Below are 19,019 nucleotides of genomic sequence, written 5' to 3' on the forward strand. Positions count from 1 at the left end.
TGCGGTGCACGCTGAAACGTTACTCGGTGAGTGTGCCGTTATTGTAGTCGCGCAGGGTTTGTTCGATTTGCTCGCGGGTGTTCATGACGAAGGGGCCGTAATGCACCACCGGCTCATTGAGCGGTTGCCCGTGCAGTACCAGCATGCCAGCTCCCGGTGTTTCCCCCGGGCCCTGTTCTGGTGCATCCTTGGGCGCGCGCAATTGTAGCGATTCGCCGCCGCCAAACAACACCAGATTACCGCGGGAAATAGTGCCCCGATCGGTTTCGAGTGCACCGCGGTAGATATACACCAGCGCCGAGTGTTCTGCCGGCAGCGGCAGGATCGTCTCTGCCCCCGGCGCGAGGCGCAGATCCGCCACCGACGCATCCGCCGCTGTATCCAATAGAGGCGCGCACTGGGGCTCACCGGCGATCTGCCACTGGCCCGCGATCAGCCGAATCAGAGAGCCGCGATCGTCCAATGCCAATTCCCGCACCTGTTCCGGCTGAATATCGCGCCAGTCCGGCTTATTCATCTTGTCTGCGGCCGCCATGTTGATCCACAGCTGGAAACCGTGCATGCCCGCATTTCCCTGGGACGGCATTTCCGAATGGATAATGCCGCGGCCGGCGCGCATCCACTGTGCACCGCCCTGATGAATGGCGCCGCGATTGCCCAGATGATCCTGGTGTTCGAATTCGCCGCTCAACATATAGGTCAGGGTTTCGATACCGCGATGCGGGTGCGGCGGGAAGCCAGCGATATAGTCATCCCGGTTTTCCGAGCGGATTTCATCGATCATCAGAAACGGGCTGAAGTCCTGTGACTGGAAGCCCGCCACCCGGTGAATCTTCACCCCCGCGCCATCGGCGGATGGATGGCCCGCCACGACCCGTGCTGGTGCCCGCGCGCCGGCGCCGAATGCATTGTTTGATGTGACTTTAGACATGGTTCTGTTCCTCCATTTCCGGCAGTATAGGCCGATAAAATCGCCAGAAAATGGCAAATAATCGCAACTAATATTCGAGCAGTTCGACAGATCCGGTTTTCAAACCGTTCTCTCAGTCAAAACAGACAACCAATAAAGACAAAGGACAGTCCATGGCCAAGGTAACACTGGAACAGTGGCGCATGTTTCAGGCGGTGGTGGAACACGGCGGCTTTTCCCAGGCCGCGGAGGCGGTGCACAAGAGCCAGTCTTCCATCAATCACGCGGTACACAAACTGCAGGAGAGCCTCGGCGTGGCCCTGCTGGAAGTGCGCGGACGCAAGGCGGAGCTCACCGACGCCGGGCGGGTCATGCTGAACCGCGCTGGCGGTCTTCTGGATGAAGCCGAGGCGCTGGAGTCCGTCGCGGCCAGCCTCGCCGCGGGCACCGAGGCGCAGCTACGGCTTGCGGTGGATGTGCTGTTTGATTACGAGGCACTGCTCAATGCGGTGGAGCGTTTCGCAGCGGAGTACCCCCACACCCGCCTGGAGATCCGCGAGACGGTGCTGTCCGGTGCTGAAGAGTTGCTGTTGCAGCAGGACGTGGATTTTATTCTCACCGCGCGGGTGCCCCAGGGGTTTGTGGGTGTGCCGGTGTCGCGGGTAAAGTTTCTACCTGTCGCCCACCCGGACCACCCGCTGCATCACCTGGGCCGCCCGGTGAACCGGGAAGACCTCAAGGCAAGCCGCCAGATCGTGATGCGCGATTCCGCCCTGAAAAATCGCCAGGATGCCGGCTGGCTGGGCTCCGACCAGCGTATCACGGTCACTAACGTGCATACGTCCATTGAGCTCATCGAGCGCGGCCTGGGTTTCGCCTGGCTGCCACAGACCCGCATTCGCGACTCCCTGTCTGCCGACCGTCTGCTGCCACTGCGCACCGAAGCGCCCTGGGAGCGGGACGTGACCATGTATCTGGTGTACGCCGACCAGGATCGCGCCGGCCCTGCCGCCTGCCAATTGCTGCGGGCATTGCGCGACAGTTTGCCGCCGCTGGAATGACGGCGGTGACGATAAGCGCAGAGCATTCACACTCAACCTCTAAATTCAGGAAGTACCCGATGAACCGACACGGCGACGCAATCAATTGGGGCATTATCGGCTGCGGCGATGTTACGGAAGTCAAAAGTGGCCCCGCGTTCAACAAGGTCGCGGGTTCGCACCTGCTCGCGGTGATGCGCCGGGATCGGGAGAAGTTGCGGGATTACGCCGCCCGCCACGGCGTACCCAAAACCTACGCAAGCGCCGACGAACTGATTCAGGACCCGGAAATCGATGCGATATATGTGGCCACACCACCCGGTAGCCATCGCGAGTACGCGCTCAAGTGTGCGAGCGCTAACAAGCACTGCTGCCTGGAAAAGCCCATGGCGCTCGATTTTGACCAGTGCCGGGAAATTGCCACCGCCTTCGAGGACAAAGATGCACAGCTGTTTGTTGCTTATTACCGCCGTTCCCTGCCCCGCTTCAATCGGGTGAAAGCGTGGATTGATGGCGGAAAAATCGGCACTCTGCGTCATATCAACTGGAGTTATTCCCGCGCGCCCTCGCCTGTGGATCTGTCACCGGAATATAACTGGCGCACCGATTCGGCGGTCTCCGGCGGCGGTCACTTTGTCGATCTCGCCTGCCATGGACTGGACCTGTTTATCCATCTGGCTGGGGATATCCGTGACGCCAAAGGCATCGCCGTCAACCAGCAGAACCTGTACGACGCCGAGGATGCGGTATCGGCCTGTTGGGTGTTTGATAGCGGCGCTACCGGTGCGGGCTTCTGGAATTTTGGCGCCAGCGAATACGCTGACGATGTAGTGATTCACGGCAGCCGCGGCAGCATCCGCTTTTCCGTATTTGCCGACAGGCCACTGGTGCTCGAGTGCGAGGACGGCTCTGAAGTGGTGGAAATCGCCCATCCGGAAAACATCCAGTACTTCCATATCGAGAATATGGTCAAACACCTGAATGGCGAGAGCCGCCATCCGGTTGCCGGCGCCGAGGGCGGCAAGGTGTCCCGGGTGATGGATCAGATACTGACGGATTTTCGCTAGGGTACTCCTTTCCCACCTCCCTCTCCTTCCCGTTTCACGTGGCCCTGCCGGGGCCGATTTCCCACCTAAAAATTCGATATTTAGACCCGAAAATCTGCGATTTTCCTTTCTAAAAACCGAATTACACTGAACAGCGTTGTCACGCCATACACTTACTTTTTCAGAAGTCAGACATGAGGGCTGAATCATGAACAATGGTGTGATTTGCGATTTCACCAAGCTGGTGGCGCGTATTCTGATGTCGGTGATGTTTATCGTCGCTGGTTACAGCAAGATCGGCGCCTACGCCGGTACCCAGGAATATATGGCGGCCGCCGGCGTGCCCGGTTTCCTGTTGCCACTGGTGATCTTACTGGAGCTGGGCGGTGGCCTGGCGATACTGTTCGGCTTTTTTACCCGCTGGGTAGCGCTCGCCTTCGCCGCCTTCTGCCTGATCAGCGCGTGGATGTTTCACAATGTGCCGGGCGATCAGATGCAACAGATCATGTTTATGAAAAACATCACTATCGCCGGCGGTTTCCTGATACTGGCCTGTGCTGGTGCGGGTAAATTCAGTTTCGATCATGCGATGGCGAACGTAAGAAGCCGCTAAAAAGAGATTGAGGAGACATCAATGGGATTGCTGGTAAACGGCGAGTGGAAAGACCAGTGGTACGACACCAATAAAAGCGGCGGTGCATTTGAGCGGGAGGCGGCGCAGCTGCGCAACTGGATTACTGCCGATGGCAGTGCCGGCCCCAGTGGTGAGGGCGGATTTGCGGCGGAGAAAGGCCGCTACCATCTGTACGTCTCGCTCGCCTGCCCCTGGGCGCACCGCACACTGATCTTCCGCAAATTGAAAGGACTGACGGAATACATCACCGTGTCGGTGGTCAGCCCCTATATGCTGGAAAATGGCTGGACCTTCGATAAAGACGAGGGCAGTAGCGGCGACGACCTGTACGGCAGCGAATTTCTGCACCAGATCTACACCCGCAACCGCAGTGATTACTCCGGTCGCGTCACCGTGCCCATCTTGTGGGACAAACAGCAGCAGCGGATCGTCAGTAACGAGTCGGCGGAAATCATCCGCATGTTCAACTCTGCGTTTAACAATCTCACCGGCGACGAGCAGGATTTTTATCCACAGGATCTGCGCGGGGATATCGATGCCACCAACGACCTCGTTTACCAGAACGTCAATAACGGCGTGTACCGTGCGGGTTTCGCTACCAGTAAAGAGGCCTACGAGACGGCGTACCACCGATTGTTTGAAGTGTTGGAGCACCTGGAACAACGGCTTGAGGACAACCGCTACCTCACCGGTGACCGTATTACCGAGGCGGACTGGCGGTTATTCACTACACTGATCCGGTTCGATGCGGTGTATCACGGCCACTTCAAGTGCAACAAGCAACGGCTGGCGGATTATTCCAACCTGTGGGGCTATGTGCGCGAGCTGTATCAGTGGCCCGGCGTGGCGGAGACCGTGGATTTCCACCACATCAAGACCCACTACTACGCCAGCCACAAGAACATTAACCCCACCGGTATCGTGCCGGTGGGCCCGGAGCTGGATTACGCCGCACCCCACGGGCGCGGCTGACAAATCAATGGTTTAAACCAACAACCCACTAAGGACTTGTCATGAAACTGTTTTACGCCCCCGGCGCCTGTTCTTTGTCCCCGCATATCGTGGCCTGCGAGGCGGGTATCGACCTGGCGCTGTGCAAGGTCAATCTGAAAACCAAGGAAACCGAAAGCGGCGGTGACTACACCGAGGTGAACCCCAAGGGCTACGTGCCGGCGCTCCAGCTGGAAGGGGGCGAATTGCTGACGGAAGGACCGGCCATTGTGCAGTTTCTGGCGGAGCAGAAACCGGAGAAAAAACTGGCCCCTGAGTACGGCTCCCTGGACCACTACCGGGTGCTGGAGTGGTTGAACTTCATTTCCACCGAAATACACAAAACCTTCGGGCCATTGTTCTGGGGCGGAAGCGACGATGAAAAGGCCGCCGCCAAAGAGAAGCTCGCCAAGCGCTTCCAGTATGTGGAAGACCATATGGGCGGCGATTACCTGATGGGCAGCGACTTCTGTATCGCCGACGCCTACCTGTTTACCGTGTACAACTGGTGCAGCAAGGTGGACGTGGACACCGGCAGCTGGCCTAAACTCAAGGCCTTTGCCGAGCGTATGTCCGAGCGCGAAGGGGTGCAGAAAGCCATGAAAGCGGAGGGGCTTATTTAACCCGCTCTTCCACACTTATCGGCCGCCGCGCCCGGGCCACAAACAGTACCAGGCACAGCGCGGCGGCCGAGCAACACAGCATACCCACCGCGATCGGCACCAGGGTACCGGTGTGCACCGCATTGACCGCACCGCCCAGAACCCCACCAAAAATAAACAGCGATGCACCGTAGAGTGCATTGGCGGTACCACTGATATTGGGGAAAAACTCCAGATAGCAGGCGGCAGAGTTGGGCGCGATGATGCCGACGGAGCCCATCGCCATCACCAGCGGAATCATCCACGCCAGCAATGGCTGCGCATTGCCGTAATAAAGAGTGCTCGCCAGCAACAGCACGCAGGAGATCACCTGCAGGCTGATCCCCACCAGCAGAATCTGCCGCGGCTCGAACACCTTCAGCAGGCGGATATTCAACTGCACCAGCAGTACCAGCCCCAGCACACAGCTGCCGAACAGAATGGGGAAAGTCTCCGAACTGACCCCGAAGTGCTCCATAAACACAAATGGCGCGGTGGTGATGTAAATAAACATGCAGCCGCTGACAAACGCCTGGCCAAACAGAAAGCCCAGCGCCCGCCGGCAGCGGAAAATCTGCGCGTAGCCCCCGATCATGCTGCGGCGCGGCAGGCGCTGACGCTTGGCGCGGCGGAAGCGGGACACGGTCTCCGGCAGAATGCCGCGCACCAGAATCATCATCAGCAGGCCGTACACCAGCAGGAAAATGAAAATCGCGTGCCAGTCGCCGAATGTGAGTAAGGTGGAGCCGATCACCGGCGCCACCATGGGTGCGATCAGCATCATGGTGGCGATCATCGACATGATCCGCGCCGCCTCGCGGCCGTGGTACAGGTCGCGCACAATCGCCCCACAGATCACCGTGGCAAAACCGCCCCCCACCGCCTGAAAGAAGCGCAGAGCCACCAGCACTTCCACGTTGTTGGTGAACAGGATCAGGGTGGTGCTGACGATAAAAATACACAGGCCGATGGTGCCGACGAGAATGCGCCCCCAGCGATCCGACAGCGGCCCGCCAAAGATCTGCCCCACCGCAAAGCCCAGCAGGTAGCTGGATACCGAGTGCTGCACCTGCGCCACTTCCACGCCCAGCGCTGCCGCCATGGCCGGAATGGCCGGCAGATAGGTGTCAATGGCAAAGGGGGTCAGCGCCACCAGTGCGGCGAGGCATGGGGCTAGCCAGCGGGGCGGATTGCCGTTGGCATCGTAAAAATTCGGGGGCATAAAAACTCAGGTGAAAAGAAGCTCGGGTACAGCGTTGGATTGGGGCGCGAGCGGATACTGGGACAAGCATAGTCAGCACCGGGCGCGGGCATGGTAGCCGTCGCGCCCTGTGGTTTCCATGACAGTTGCGGAATTAGCGGTCAGCTGTCTATTGGGTCGGGTCGAACAGCGGTTCATCGTTCAGGTACAGCGCTTGCCAGCGGGGCGGGCGCAGGCTGAATTTGCCGCTGGCGACGGCCTGCTTTAAAGATTCAGGGTCTTCTTTTATCTCCCGGCTGTTCCTGTGGATAACACGCCACAGTCCGTCTACCTCGCCATAGAGGGTGATTTCCAGTAGATAGTGATTATTGCGGTGCTCCGCGCGCTCTACCGAATGGGCGAAGAGTAGATATTCATCGCTGCCATCGCCGTCCATGTCCTGTACCAGCCAGAAACACTGGCGATGCTCGGTATCCAGGCAGCCGTGATAGCGGCTATCGAATGTGAATGATTCACCCAGGCTTGCGCCCTCTGGCAATACAGCCAGGTCCTTCAGGGTACCCTGCCGTTGCTTTTCTTTTAGAGGGTTCTCGCGGAAGGGCGCATGGCGCTCGGTATTGGCCAGAATTTTGTCGATATATTCGGCAACAGCTTCATTTTGCTGTACCACTGGCAGCGATTTGGCCTGTTGCAATGCCTCCAGGCCGGGCCGCCCCAACTTGTGGCGCAGGAAATCAAAATCCGCCAGCTCAATGCGCCCCTCTTGCAGCCGCGCAAGCTGGCTGCCGGCGCTGATCTTCCAGAAATTCGCGAGCGGTGATTGCGTCACCAGGCACACCGCCAGTACCCACAGCGCCAGCCCGGTATTGATGCGCGGTAACCACTCCGCCCAGTGTCCGCCGCGGCGCAAAATGGAAATGCTGTAGCAGACGGCCAGCAGCGTCAGCGTCAGCGCCACCACAAAGCCCCACAGCCGCTCCGGCGTCCAGCCGTACTGCTGCACCCGCAGGAAGATTCCGTAGAGGGCAAACCCCGCGTAAACCGGCGCTACAACCAGTGCCAGCAACAGCAGACGGTTGATCCACTTGGGGTAGCGGGCAAAAGGGAACTCGTCCTGAATCACCCCATTGGTGAAGAACAGCAGCAGTGCCAGCAACCACAACAGCAAGGCGCTGCCGTGGCCGGTATCCCAGATGGGTTGCAGACCAGTAAACGGCAGGGTGGCGAGGAACATCACGGTGAGCACCGCCAGCAGCGGCAACAGCGCCACCAACATGGTGCGCAGCAGGCGCTTGAGCGTGAGAACGAAGCTCTGCTGGGAGCGGAATAGAATGGCACCGCAGCCGGCCACCAGCCAGGTGACCGGGTAGAAAAACCAGTCCTTCTCAAACAGCTCCCGGAAGAAATCCACGCCCACCAGCTTGAACAGGGACTGCCACAAAAACAGGATCATCCAGAAGATGCCCGTGAACACGAGGGTCAGACCGGCAGTGAGCGCAACATCCCAGGAGTAGTGGAACTGCGCGGGATAACTCGGGCGCTGCAGCCGGTCGCTCTTTGTGGTGCTGGTGGTGGCACTGGCGCGCAGCAGGAAGACGACAATAAAGGCCGCGATCACCATGGCAATCGCGTAGTCCTTGGGCCAGCCGCAGTGGATGGTATCGGCGGGCGTACATTGATAACCGCGATAGCTGGCCAGCAGCGCCAGCAACAGGGTAAAACCGCCAATCACCCACCAGTATCCCCGCGCCAGTCGCGGTGCGACGGACAGGATGACCAGCGGGGGAATGGCGATGACCACGGTGTACCCGAGGTACTGCCACACCGGCGACCAGTCCGCGACGGCGTCAAAGAATTTGAGTGCGTAGAGTGCGAGGCCCTGGGTCAGGGCTGCAATCAGGATCAGGCGTTTTTCGGAGACGCCGAGATCCTGATGTTCGGAGGGGTTTTCTGCCGGTTGGTCGCTGCTTCCGTGCATATCGCGTCCTGCTCGGGATTTTTTCCGAAATTTTGCGGGATTTAGTGTTTTTCTTCCCGCAAATTATAGAGGCCTTTTTTCAGCTTCAGCAGATGCTCCTGCAACTGCGGCCCCTTGCGCTGGGCCACGCCGATGGCGAGCACGTCGATAACGACGAGGTGGGCGATACGGGAGGAGAGCGGGGTGTACAGCTCGATGTCCTCTTCCACATCCACCTCCAGCGGAATACTGGATTGGCGTGTCATCGGCGAGCCACTGGGGCCGAGGCCGATCACCGTGGCGCCCTGTGCCTTGGCCATTTCCATGGAGCGCAGCAGGGACGAAGTGCGGCCGCTCTGGGAGATGGCGACCACCACGTCGCCGGGCTTCATGCTCATGGCGGACATGCTCTGCATATGGTGGTCGGAGTGGGCGGCGGTGGCCATCTGCAGGCGGAAAAATTTGTGCTGAGCGTCGGCGGCTACGGCACCAGAGGCGCCAAAACCGAAGAATTCCACCCGTTTTGAGGCGGCGATGGCGGCGACGGCGGCTTCCAGCGCGCGCCCGTCGATCTTGTCGCGCACATTGAGCAGAGTATCGACGGTGGAGTCGAACACCTTGCGTTTGTATTCGGCGATGGTGTCGGTTTCAGTAACCGCGATCTGGCCGAAGCTGGGGCTGGAAGCCAGCTGTTGCGCCAGATTCAGTTTGAACTCCTGGAAGCCGGAACAGCCCACCGCGCGGCAGAAGCGCACCACCGTGGGCTCGCTCACCTGTGCTTCGGTGGCGAGATCGACGATACGCATATGAATGATTTCGCCCGGGTTGGCGAGGATATATTCCGCAACCTTGCGCTCTGATTTGCGCATGGAACTCAGCTGTTCGCTGATTTTCTGCGTGACTTCCGCTGGCTTCACGACAACACCTTCTCTGGTTCAAGTTGTGCAGTTTAGCGGCATGGCCCGGTGCTGGCGAGCCTTCCATTGGCCAGAGCCCGGTATCAGGGCCCTGGCATCGACCATTGCCAATCCGAAAAACCTGTTCATATAAACAGGTGAAAAGCTCGTCCTCTGATACAATCCGCTCCCATGGACGTATCTGAACTCTTAGACCCCCTCAACGACCCCCAACGCGAGGCTGTGGCCGCGCCGCCGGGCCACCAACTGGTACTGGCTGGCGCTGGCTCCGGCAAGACCCGCGTGCTGGTGCACCGTATCGCCTGGCTGATGCAGGTGGAGGGGGCATCGCCCTACTCCATTATGGCGGTGACCTTTACCAATAAAGCCGCGCGCGAGATGCGCGGGCGTATCGAGGAACTGCTGGGGGTAAATACCTTTGGCATGTGGGTGGGCACCTTTCACGGTCTCGCCCACCGCCTGCTGCGGGCTCACTGGGCCGAGGCCAAACTGCCGCAGAATTTCCAGATTCTCGATTCTGATGACCAGCTGCGCCTGATCAAGCGGGTGCAGAACGAGCTGGCGCTGGATGACAAGAAATGGTCCCCGCGGGAAACCCAGTGGTGGATCGGCGCTCAGAAAGATGAGGGCATTCGGCCGCAATATATCCAGCTCACCGGCGACCCCTGGCTGCAGACCATGGTGCGGATCTACAGTGCCTATGAAGAGGCCTGCCAGCGCGCCGGCGTGGTGGACTTCGGTGAGCTGCTGCTGCGCGCCCACGAATTGCTGCTGAATAACGACAGCATTCTGGCCCACTACCGCCGCCGCTTCCCTTTCATTCTGGTGGACGAGTTCCAGGATACCAACACCATCCAATATGCCTGGCTGCGCCTGCTCGCCGGCGACCAGTGTGCGATCACTGCGGTGGGCGACGACGATCAGTCCATTTACGGCTGGCGCGGCGCCAAGATCGAGAATATCCAGCACTTTGAAGCGGACCTGAAAGGCGTACAGACCGTGCGTCTCGAGCAGAACTACCGCTCCACCAGCACCATCCTTAATGCCGCCAACGCGGTGATCGGTCACAACGCCGGTCGACTCGGCAAAGAGCTGTGGACCGAGGGCGAAAAGGGCGAGCCCATCTCCCTCTATTCCTCTTATAACGAGCAGGACGAAGCGCGCTTTATTGTCGAGCGTATCCAGGACTGGGTGCGCGACGGCAATCGACGCGACAGTATCGCCATCCTGTATCGCTCCAACGCCCAGTCGCGAGTGCTGGAAGAAGGCCTATTGCGGGAACAGGTGCCCTACCGCATCTACGGTGGCCAGCGCTTCTACGAACGTCTGGAGATCAAGAACGCATTGTCTTATATGCGCCTGATCACCAACCGCCATGACGATACTTCCTTCGAGCGCGTGGTGAACACCCCGACTCGCGGCATCGGCGCGCGCACCGTGGATCTGGTGCGGCAGTTTGCCCGCGAGCACGGTTGCTCCCTGTGGGACGCCGCCGCCAAAATGCTGCAGCAGAAAGTGCTCGCCGCCCGCGCCGGCAATGCCCTGGGCAACTTCCTCAGCCTGATCGACGCGCTGGACGAAGAGAGCACCGACAAAACCCTGGATCATATTGCCGAGCTGGCCATCGAACAGAGCGGCCTGATCGACTTCCACGGCAAGGAAAAAGGCGAGAAGGGCCAGACCCGGGTGGAAAACCTGCAGGAACTAGTCAGCGCCTGTCGCAGCTTCGACGGACTCCCCACCGTCGACCCGGACGGCGAAGCAGTGGACGAAGAAGAAATTCCGCTGATTAACGAGTTCCTCGACAGCGCCGCCCTGGATGCCGGCGAAGGTCAGGCGGACGAGTTCGAAGATGCGGTGCAACTGATGACTCTGCACTCGGCCAAGGGGCTGGAATTCCCCCTGGTATTTATGGCCGGTGTGGAAGAAAACCTCTTCCCGCACAAGATGTCCGCTCAGGAACCCGGGCGCATGGAAGAGGAGCGCCGCCTCTGCTACGTGGGTATCACTCGCGCCATGCGAAAGCTGTATATCACCTACGCTGAATGCCGCCGGCTGTTTGGCAGCGAGACTTACAACAAGCCTTCGCGGTTTGTTAGTGAAATCCCGGTGGAGTACATTCACGAGGTACGCCTGAAAACCGAGGTTTCCAAGCCGCTGTTTCAACCCAAATCTTTTGGAAAATATGGCGGCGGCATCAATCCTTACTCCGACGCCGCCCCCGACTTCGACGACGATCTGCCACCTCTGGCGCTGGGTGGACGCGTCGACCACGCCAAATTCGGCGAAGGCACCGTGACGCAGTTCGAAGGCAACGGCGCGCGCGCGCGGGTACAGGTGAACTTCGACGACGCCGGCAGCAAATGGCTGGTAGTATCCATGGCCAAATTACAGCCGCTGTAATCCAATTTGGTCCAGAGCCTGTAGCAGTCTGCCTGCAGGCGAACCCCGCCCGAACCCGGGCGGGAAAAACAATAAAAATGCGAACGAGATGAAAAAAACAAATTGGTACCCCCCCGTTATCCTGGGCCTGCTCGCCCTGCTGGTGCTCACTTTTGGCGCTCTGGTTGTCTCCCGCTCTGAGCAGCAGCAGACGGTAAATTCCATCGAAGATGCCCACCTGAAAAACTCGGGCCAGCAAACCTTCCAGTGGAAACTCGTCACTACCTGGCCAAAAAATTTCCCCGGCCTCGGCAGCGCTCCAGAACGCTTCGCCAAAAACGTGGAAGCGATGTCTAACGGTCGGTTAAAAATCAAAGTCTTCGGCGCCGGCGAACTGGTCCCCGCCATGGGCGTCTTCGGTGCAGTCTCCAGCGGTGCCGCACAGGTGGGCCACGGTGCTGCCTATTACTGGAAAGGCAAAGTGCCGGCCGCGCAGTTTTTTACCGCGGTACCATTTGGATTAAACGCGCAGGAAATGAATGGCTGGTTGCACTACGGCGGCGGCCTCGAGTTGTGGGAAGAACTCTATGCACCGTTTGACCTGATTCCCATGGCCGGTGGCTCCACCGGCGTGCAGATGGCTGGCTGGTTCAATAAAGAAATCAATTCCGTCGACGACCTCAAAGGTCTCAAGATGCGTATCCCGGGCCTCGGTGGCGAAGTGCTGAACCGCGCCGGCGGCACCGCCGTGACCATCCCCGGTGGCGAACTCTACACCGCGCTCCAGACCGGCGTGATCGATGCCACCGAATGGGTGGGCCCCTACAACGACCTCGCCTTCGGTTTCCACCAGATCGCTCAGTACTACTATTATCCCGGCTGGCACGAGCCCGGTTCTATCCTCGAAATCATCATCAACAAAACGGCCTTCGAGAAACTCCCCGACGACCTGCAGGCCATCGTCCGCACCGCCGCCCGCGATGCCAACCAGGACATGCTCGATGAGTACACCGCGCGCAACAACCGCGCTCTGAAAGAGCTGGTGAATGAGCACGGCGTCGAGTTGCGCAAACTGCCGGACGAGGTCATCGCCCACCTGAAAGAAATTAACCAGGGCATCATGCAGGAAACCGCAGCGAAAGATCCGCAATTCAATCGCGTGTACAAAGCCTTCCGGGAATTTGAATCCCAGGTGATCCCTTATCACCGGATTAGTGAAGAGGCCTACTATAAGACCAGAGAGTTTGACGTCAGGGAGCTGGAACCTCAGTAAGCTATATTCTGGTCACCAGAAATAAAGACAAGGGAATGTCTGCATCGTGGAAACCACCGCCGAACTAGCTGTGATTCGTGAAGTGGAGCGCATCCTGCGTGTGGATCACGCCGGAGAATACGGCGCAATCCATATTTATAAAGCCCAGCGCTTTATTGCTCGGCGCCTGTATCCGGATATCGTCTCGGAGTTTGATGAGATGCTCGCCCATGAGCGTGAGCACTTCCGCAGGTTTGATGAAATTCTCCAGCGAAGATCCATCCGCCATTGCTATGCGTTCAGGTTGTGGGCGCTTGGTGGCCTGTTGCTCGGCGGTTTCACCGCACTGTTAGGACGCAATGCGATCTGGGTCTGTACCTACTCCATCGAATCTACCGTGCTGCACCATCTGGAGTGGCAGCTGGCGTATCTCGACCGGCACGACCGGGAAGTATTTGACGCGGTTCAGAGTATTCAGGCTGACGAAGAGGAACACCGGGACAAAGGTTTAAAATATGGAACCAGCCCGAATGCCCATCGATGCATATTCTGGGTAGTGCGCAGGGCCACGGAGGTGGCTATCTGGCTGTCTACCAAACTGTGACAGCCGATAATTGTGCCTGTTAGACGTTTCTCTGTCAGAAGGGAAAACGGAGCGCGTTTTCAGGTTTCCGTATCTTTTTCCGGAAGTGGAATAAACCGCACCAGAAAAAATTTATACAGCAACGCAGCACCAATCATCAAATAGAATAAGTAACGTCCAGCCAGTTCAATTGTCATCAAGTCTGCTTCAAAAAGCCCCGGTATAATCCCAAACAGTAAAATAGTAAAAATCACCGCTCCTACACGGATAGTGACTCTCGCCCACCGTTTTTTCGCTCTGCGAGCAATCGCGAGACCGATAAAAAACGCAAGGGTTAAGATAGAGGCAATAGCGAGTGCAGTTATCATCACGTTCGAAATCCTTATCCGGTTCTGTATCCAACATGCATACTATTCGGATATTCGGTTAAACAAAACTAATAGAGGGTAGATTTTAAAAACTTTTCTGAGTGAGTACGCTTGTTCCACAAATTACCCTTTCCGTTTAATATTTGTTGATCTGAATTCAACGAATAAGTGCAATGGAGCGAAGTGTATTGCCAGGTTCGTGAAGTCACCGAAGACTGGGCGGCTAAACACCAAATGAAAACCGGATATCCCCCACCTAACTTGTACACCAGTATCTAATAGATTAAAAAAGAGTTACACCATCGTATCAACTAGAAACTTTTCGTTGATATTGTTCAATCAGAATAAAAAAATGTGACATCGCGCACACCTGAACAGCATCCAGTTCTCTAAGTTCGCTGGCTCTTTATCACAGGCTTTGGTCTGAGCCAGCCTTCCAGTTAGAAACACAAGGATGTGTTTGTGCGTAATCGCTCTTCGTCGTCAAAAGGGTTCCGTTTCTCTTTTCGTAAAATTCGCGGTGCCGCCCTCGCGGAATACCTGCCCATAATATCCATCGGTCTTCTTGTGGGGACGGTCGGGGTACAGGAGTATGGCGGGGTTGTCCGGGAGCATATTGCCGAGTTCTCGGAGCAGATCGCATCCAATTATTACAAGGGCTGGTTTTATCCGGACGAAGACGAGTACATATCTTCGCACGGCGGTGGTACGGGCAATCCCAGTACCGGGGGGCCAACCGATCCCGGTGATCCGTCCGATCCGCAACCGGGTGACCCCACCGATCCCGGCAATTCACCGAATCCAGGGGAAGACCCGCCCCCGGTATTTAACCCTCTGCCCTCGGACCCAGTTGGCGGTGGCCCCATGTGTCCCGATGGTGGGGCGAGTGGAGGAGCAGCCCCCAGCGCCGCCCCCATCAATACTTTTGCCGGTAACCCGATCAACTTCGGCAATGGCAACAAGCACCAGGCCGAACACGATTACCGTCACTACCTGGATAACCCGCTGGTATTTACCCGCTATTACAACAGCCTCCAGCAGGATCAGTCCCGCACACTGGGCTACGGCTGGCAACACAGCTACCAGCGGCACCTGCGTATCGAGCAACAGGAGTCGGATGCGCAACGGATACATGTCTTTCGGGATGACGGCGCCTATTACCGCTTCAACCATGAGGACGAGCGCTGGTTCGCGGACGGCGTGGTCGATCGGCTGACCCAAACCGACAACGGCTGGCGCTACACCACCGTGCAGGGTGCGATTGAAACCTACGATGCAGACGGTCGCCTCCAGTCCATTCAATACACAGGCGGTACAACACACACGCTTACCTACCGGGATACACGGCTACAACGTGTCGAAGACAGCCGCGGCCCCGCCCTGAAATTCGAGTACAACGCTTCCGGCACTCTCGAGCAGGTCACCCTACCCGGCAATCTGGCCCTGCACTTTGACTATGACACCCACGGTAACCTGAGCGGCTACCAGAAAACCGACCGCAGCGCCTGGCAATCCGTCTCCCGAATCCTGAGTGCCAGTGATGCGACGTATCACTACGAACACACAAAGTTCCCCCACGCCCTCACCGGTATCACCGATGCCGATGACAAACGCTTCGCCACCTGGGATTACGACGCGCTCGGCCGCGCAATTCTCAGTCGCCACGGTGGCAAAACCGACCAGATTAAAATTGCCTACAACAAAGACGGCACCGTCACCACCACCAACGCCATGGGCCTGCACACTACCTACCACCTGGAGCAGGCCCGCCCCGGCTACCGACGCTTGGTGCGTGTCGAAGGCCAGGCAACCCCCACCTGTCCCAACGTGCGGGAACAGCACGAGTACGATGACAACGGCTTCCTCGCCCTCGCCGTGGATGGAGAAAACAACGCCCTGCGCATGCAGCGCAACGCCCGCGGCCTGATCGAGCGGGAAGAAGACGGTCTCACCCACCAACAGGGGCAGTGGCTACCAGTGGAAGGTAGCAGCCTCATCGAGCGCCAGTGGCATACCGACCTGCCATTGATCACCGAAGAAACCCACAGCCGTTACCACCAGGGACAATGGCAGAGCTACCGTAAAATTGACCATCGCTACGACCCGGCGGGTCGGCGCACCAGCACCATCCACACCGATCTCAGCCAGCAGAGCTTCCCCTACAGCAGCTACGGCGACACCCGCACCTGGACCTATAGCTACACCGAAAACCCGAGCCTGCCCGGCGTGCTCGAGAGCCTGTCCATCAACGGCCCCAGAGCCGCGGCTGAAGACGGCAGTGATGATACCTACCACTACACCTTCAACGATCAGGGCCAGATCGCCCGCATCACCAATCCCCTTGGTCACACCACAGAGATCGATAGCTACGATACCCAGGGCAACCCCACCGCCGCCCGGCTCGCCAATAGCCTGAGCATCAAGCTCCGCTACGACGTGCATGGCCGGATGCAAAGCCTTACCCGGCAGAGCGCAGAAAAAGAAATCCGCACCCAGTTCGAACACAACCCCAACGGCACGCTCAAGCAGATCTCCTTCGCCGACGACAGCTGGCAGCGCTACACCTACAACGACGCCCGCCAGCTTATTGCGGTACACAACAACTGGGGAGAAATCCTCTACATCACCCCCGGTGACATCAGCGGCAACTGGGCCACCCAGGAGGTCTACAACGCACAGGGTCAACTGGTCCGCAAATCCCACCGCATCCTCGACAGCCTCGGCCGCATCCATCAGCTGATCGGCAACCACGGCCAACAAACAAAAATCGACTACACCCGTACCGGCCAGCTCAAGACCATCACCCAGCAAGGCATCGACAACCCCAGCCAGCGCCACTACGACAGCCTCGATCGCCTTGTCACCAGCATTGACGCACTGCAGGGCAAAACCCAGATCGACTACAGCCTGCAGGGCCCCGTCGCCCAGGTCACCGACGCCGAAGGCAGTAAAACCCGCTACATCCACAACGGCTTCGGGGAAATCATCTGGCGCGGCAGCGACGCCAACGGCGAAAGCACCTACTGGCGCGACCCCGCCGGCAACATTGTGCGCCAACAAAGCGGCGAAAACCCGAATCAAACCCAGTGGCACTACGACCACCTCAACCGACTCGCCAAAGCCGACTACCCCGGTGAAACCGAAGACAGCCTCTACCAGTACGACCAGACCGATGACATCCACGGGAATGGCATTGGCAAACTCACCGCGCTGATCGACCACCACAGCCGCACCGACTACCAGTACAGCGACCTTGGGCAGGTCACCGCAGAAATCCGCAGCTTTAACAGCGCAAGCAAAAAAAACAGTAAAAAACAAAACGCCACCGCCAGCGACACCCAGATACTCCGCTACGGCTACAACGACCATGGTGCTCTGGCTTACATCCAATACAACAACGGCGCCCAGGCCCGCTACCACTACAACAAAGACCGAATCGAAAGTGTCAACTACATCGACAATACAGGCATCAAACACCCCATCCTCGACGACATCGAATACCAGGCCTTCGCCGGCCCCAGCGCCTGGCAGACCGGCAATGGCCTCGACTATCGCAGAGAAAGCGACCTTGACGGACGTATCACCAATATCCAGCTAACCAACAACGGCGAAACCGTCTGGCAGCAGCAGTACGAACACGACGCCACCAATAACATCACTGGTATCGAAAAGATCGAGCAGGGTCAAAGCCAGCAAACCAGCTACAGCTACAGCTACGATGACCTGCACCGCCTCACAGGCGAGCAACGCAGCGCAACAGAAAGCATCGATAGCTACACCACCAGTTACACCTACGACGGCGTGGGCAATCGCCTGTCCAAAGTCCACAACAGCCAGAAAACTACCTACGAATATGCCAAAGGCAACCGGCTAATCAGCTGGGAAATCCCGCAGTCAGAAAAGCCAAATAATCCAATAAATCAAGGATTGAATCAGACTAAAGAAAGCCGGGGGCTGCCAATTCAGACAGCCCAGCAACCCCAAAGAAGCCTGCAAATCACGGGAGATGGTGACCTGGAAGGGCGCATCCACAACCAGAAAAATCGTCTGGTAGCCTACTTCAAGAACGGCAAACGGCTAGCTGAATACCGCTACACCGGTAATGGCCAGCGTATAGAAAAGCAGCTGCAAGCAAAGCGCACCCGCTATCAATATCTACTCACCACCCAGTTGGCGCAGGAAACAGAAAAAGACAAAGCTCAGCCGCAGAAAACAATAGAAACCCACTACCTGTGGCTGGGCTCAACGCCGATAGCCCTTATCAAAAGTAATACCGGAAAGCAGGTGATTGTCTACCTCCACGCCGACCACCTAAATACGCCAAAAGCGGGCACAGGCAAGGCAGGAGAAATTAATTGGCGCTGGGAAAGTAATGCATTCGGTATGTCGCTGGAAAATCCAACTGTCAGCTTAAAAGACCAAGTCACAATTAACTTGAGATTTCCGGGTCAATATTATGACCAGGAATCCGGCCTACATTACAACTACTTTAGGGATTACGACCCGGTATTAGGGCGTTATATACAGAGCGATCCGATAGGGCTGAGAGGGGGGATAAATTTACATAATTACGTAAAAGGAAATCCCGTAAGGCTGGTAGATAAATTGGGTTTAATGGTAACTGCAGTGCTAGATACTTCCTTGAACCAATTATCAGTATACGACAATGATACCGGGGATAAATATATAGTGGCTGCGTTTACTGGGGGGCATATCGATCCTGAAACTGGCGCGATTATTTCACCTGGGACAGGGAAGGAACAGCCGGCACCGAAAGGCAACTACTATATTGTGGATAATCCAAATCCGATTGCGGGCAGAGAAGATTGGTTTGGGTTGTTCTATATTGACGAAAGAGTTGATGACTATTTAATAGATGGTGGAGAGGATCGAAGCGGAATTCGATTGCATGGTGGTGGTATTAGCCACGGCTGTGTGACAGTAAATAATTATACTGCGAATAAAGCTGAACATTGGAATAATGTTCATTCATTGATACACAGTACGAAGACTGAAACCCTAGAGTTCATTCAGGGGCCGCACTTTTGGAATCCCAAGGGTGAGACGAATTTTTATGGTGTCTTAACGATTAAATAAT

General features: G+C 57.5%; 14 protein-coding genes. 9 read left to right on the forward strand and 5 right to left on the reverse strand.

What is annotated here, in order from left to right; translation table 11 throughout:
* Window positions 1–19: 19 nt before the first annotated feature.
* A complete protein-coding gene (locus Q1A74_RS15610; protein ID WP_299598273.1) occupies window positions 20–931 on the reverse strand; it encodes a pirin family protein in 912 nt (303 codons plus the stop codon).
* A 152-nt stretch (window positions 932–1,083) separates the two neighbouring features.
* Here Q1A74_RS15610 and Q1A74_RS15615 point away from each other — a divergent pair, with 152 nt between their 5' ends.
* The 5 genes from Q1A74_RS15615 (at window position 1,084) to gstA (ending at window position 5,243) form a co-directional block, all read left to right on the forward strand.
* A complete protein-coding gene (locus Q1A74_RS15615; protein WP_299598276.1) occupies window positions 1,084–1,971 on the forward strand; it encodes a LysR family transcriptional regulator in 888 nt (295 codons plus the stop codon).
* A gap of 59 nt (window positions 1,972–2,030) precedes the next feature.
* Window positions 2,031–3,017, forward strand: a complete 987-nt coding sequence (locus Q1A74_RS15620) for a Gfo/Idh/MocA family oxidoreductase (RefSeq protein ID WP_299598279.1) — start codon at window positions 2,031–2,033, stop codon at window positions 3,015–3,017.
* 187 nt (window positions 3,018–3,204) lie between these two features.
* Window positions 3,205–3,609: a DoxX family protein gene (locus Q1A74_RS15625; RefSeq protein ID WP_299598283.1), complete on the forward strand. Its 405-nt coding sequence runs from the start codon at window positions 3,205–3,207 to the stop codon at window positions 3,607–3,609.
* A gap of 21 nt (window positions 3,610–3,630) precedes the next feature.
* Window positions 3,631–4,602, forward strand: coding sequence for a glutathione S-transferase family protein (locus Q1A74_RS15630; RefSeq protein WP_299598287.1), 972 nt, complete (start codon window positions 3,631–3,633; stop codon window positions 4,600–4,602).
* A gap of 41 nt (window positions 4,603–4,643) precedes the next feature.
* Window positions 4,644–5,243, forward strand: coding sequence for a glutathione transferase GstA (gene gstA, locus Q1A74_RS15635; RefSeq protein WP_299598291.1), 600 nt, complete (start codon window positions 4,644–4,646; stop codon window positions 5,241–5,243).
* Here gstA and Q1A74_RS15640 read toward each other — a convergent pair.
* The 3 genes from Q1A74_RS15640 to hexR form a co-directional block, all read right to left on the reverse strand.
* Window positions 5,236–6,483, reverse strand: coding sequence for a multidrug effflux MFS transporter (locus Q1A74_RS15640; RefSeq protein ID WP_299598294.1), 1,248 nt, complete (start codon window positions 6,481–6,483; stop codon window positions 5,236–5,238). The genes gstA and Q1A74_RS15640 overlap by 8 nt on opposite strands.
* A 148-nt stretch (window positions 6,484–6,631) precedes the next feature.
* Window positions 6,632–8,440, reverse strand: a complete 1,809-nt coding sequence (locus Q1A74_RS15645; protein WP_299598297.1) for a DUF4153 domain-containing protein — start codon at window positions 8,438–8,440, stop codon at window positions 6,632–6,634.
* A 41-nt stretch (window positions 8,441–8,481) separates the two neighbouring features.
* The gene (hexR, locus tag Q1A74_RS15650; RefSeq protein WP_299598300.1) at window positions 8,482–9,336 is read right to left on the reverse strand and encodes a transcriptional regulator HexR; all 855 of its coding nucleotides are present in this window, start codon (window positions 9,334–9,336) and stop codon (window positions 8,482–8,484) included.
* 171 nt (window positions 9,337–9,507) lie between these two features.
* Here hexR and uvrD point away from each other — a divergent pair, with 171 nt between their 5' ends.
* The 3 genes from uvrD to Q1A74_RS15665 all read left to right on the forward strand — a co-directional run bounded on the left by uvrD (window position 9,508) and on the right by Q1A74_RS15665 (window position 13,574).
* Window positions 9,508–11,739 (forward strand): DNA helicase II, encoded by a 2,232-nt coding sequence (gene uvrD / locus Q1A74_RS15655; protein WP_299598303.1) that lies wholly within the window; start codon window positions 9,508–9,510, stop codon window positions 11,737–11,739.
* Window positions 11,740–11,827: 88 nt separating this feature from the next.
* Window positions 11,828–12,991, forward strand: a complete 1,164-nt coding sequence (locus Q1A74_RS15660; RefSeq protein WP_299598306.1) for a TRAP transporter substrate-binding protein — start codon at window positions 11,828–11,830, stop codon at window positions 12,989–12,991.
* Window positions 12,992–13,037: 46 nt separating this feature from the next.
* Window positions 13,038–13,574, forward strand: a complete 537-nt coding sequence (locus Q1A74_RS15665) for a demethoxyubiquinone hydroxylase family protein (RefSeq protein WP_299598309.1) — start codon at window positions 13,038–13,040, stop codon at window positions 13,572–13,574.
* A 59-nt stretch (window positions 13,575–13,633) separates the two neighbouring features.
* On the opposite strand, the gene Q1A74_RS15670 is transcribed toward Q1A74_RS15665, so the two are convergent.
* Window positions 13,634–13,924, reverse strand: coding sequence for a hypothetical protein (locus Q1A74_RS15670; protein ID WP_299598312.1), 291 nt, complete (start codon window positions 13,922–13,924; stop codon window positions 13,634–13,636).
* A gap of 459 nt (window positions 13,925–14,383) precedes the next feature.
* On the opposite strand from Q1A74_RS15670, the gene Q1A74_RS15675 reads away from it, so the two are divergent.
* On the forward strand, window positions 14,384–19,018 hold the full coding sequence (locus Q1A74_RS15675) for an RHS repeat-associated core domain-containing protein (RefSeq protein WP_299598315.1): 4,635 nt from the start codon (window positions 14,384–14,386) through the stop codon (window positions 19,016–19,018).
* Window position 19,019 lies beyond the last annotated feature (1 nt).

The sequence above is a fragment of the uncultured Microbulbifer sp. genome, from assembly GCF_947504145.1.
Taxonomy (GTDB): Bacteria; Pseudomonadota; Gammaproteobacteria; order Pseudomonadales; family Cellvibrionaceae; genus Microbulbifer.

Coding starts and splice junctions, on each gene's coding strand:
- Q1A74_RS15610 (WP_299598273.1), bottom strand. CDS start 931: ATGTCTAAAGTCACATCAAACAATGCATTCGGCGCCGGCGCGCGGGCA.
- Q1A74_RS15615 (WP_299598276.1), top strand. CDS start 1,084: ATGGCCAAGGTAACACTGGAACAGTGGCGCATGTTTCAGGCGGTGGTG.
- Q1A74_RS15620 (WP_299598279.1), top strand. CDS start 2,031: ATGAACCGACACGGCGACGCAATCAATTGGGGCATTATCGGCTGCGGC.
- Q1A74_RS15625 (WP_299598283.1), top strand. CDS start 3,205: ATGAACAATGGTGTGATTTGCGATTTCACCAAGCTGGTGGCGCGTATT.
- Q1A74_RS15630 (WP_299598287.1), top strand. CDS start 3,631: ATGGGATTGCTGGTAAACGGCGAGTGGAAAGACCAGTGGTACGACACC.
- gstA (WP_299598291.1), top strand. CDS start 4,644: ATGAAACTGTTTTACGCCCCCGGCGCCTGTTCTTTGTCCCCGCATATC.
- Q1A74_RS15640 (WP_299598294.1), bottom strand. CDS start 6,483: ATGCCCCCGAATTTTTACGATGCCAACGGCAATCCGCCCCGCTGGCTA.
- Q1A74_RS15645 (WP_299598297.1), bottom strand. CDS start 8,440: ATGCACGGAAGCAGCGACCAACCGGCAGAAAACCCCTCCGAACATCAG.
- uvrD (WP_299598303.1), top strand. CDS start 9,508: ATGGACGTATCTGAACTCTTAGACCCCCTCAACGACCCCCAACGCGAG.
- Q1A74_RS15660 (WP_299598306.1), top strand. CDS start 11,828: ATGAAAAAAACAAATTGGTACCCCCCCGTTATCCTGGGCCTGCTCGCC.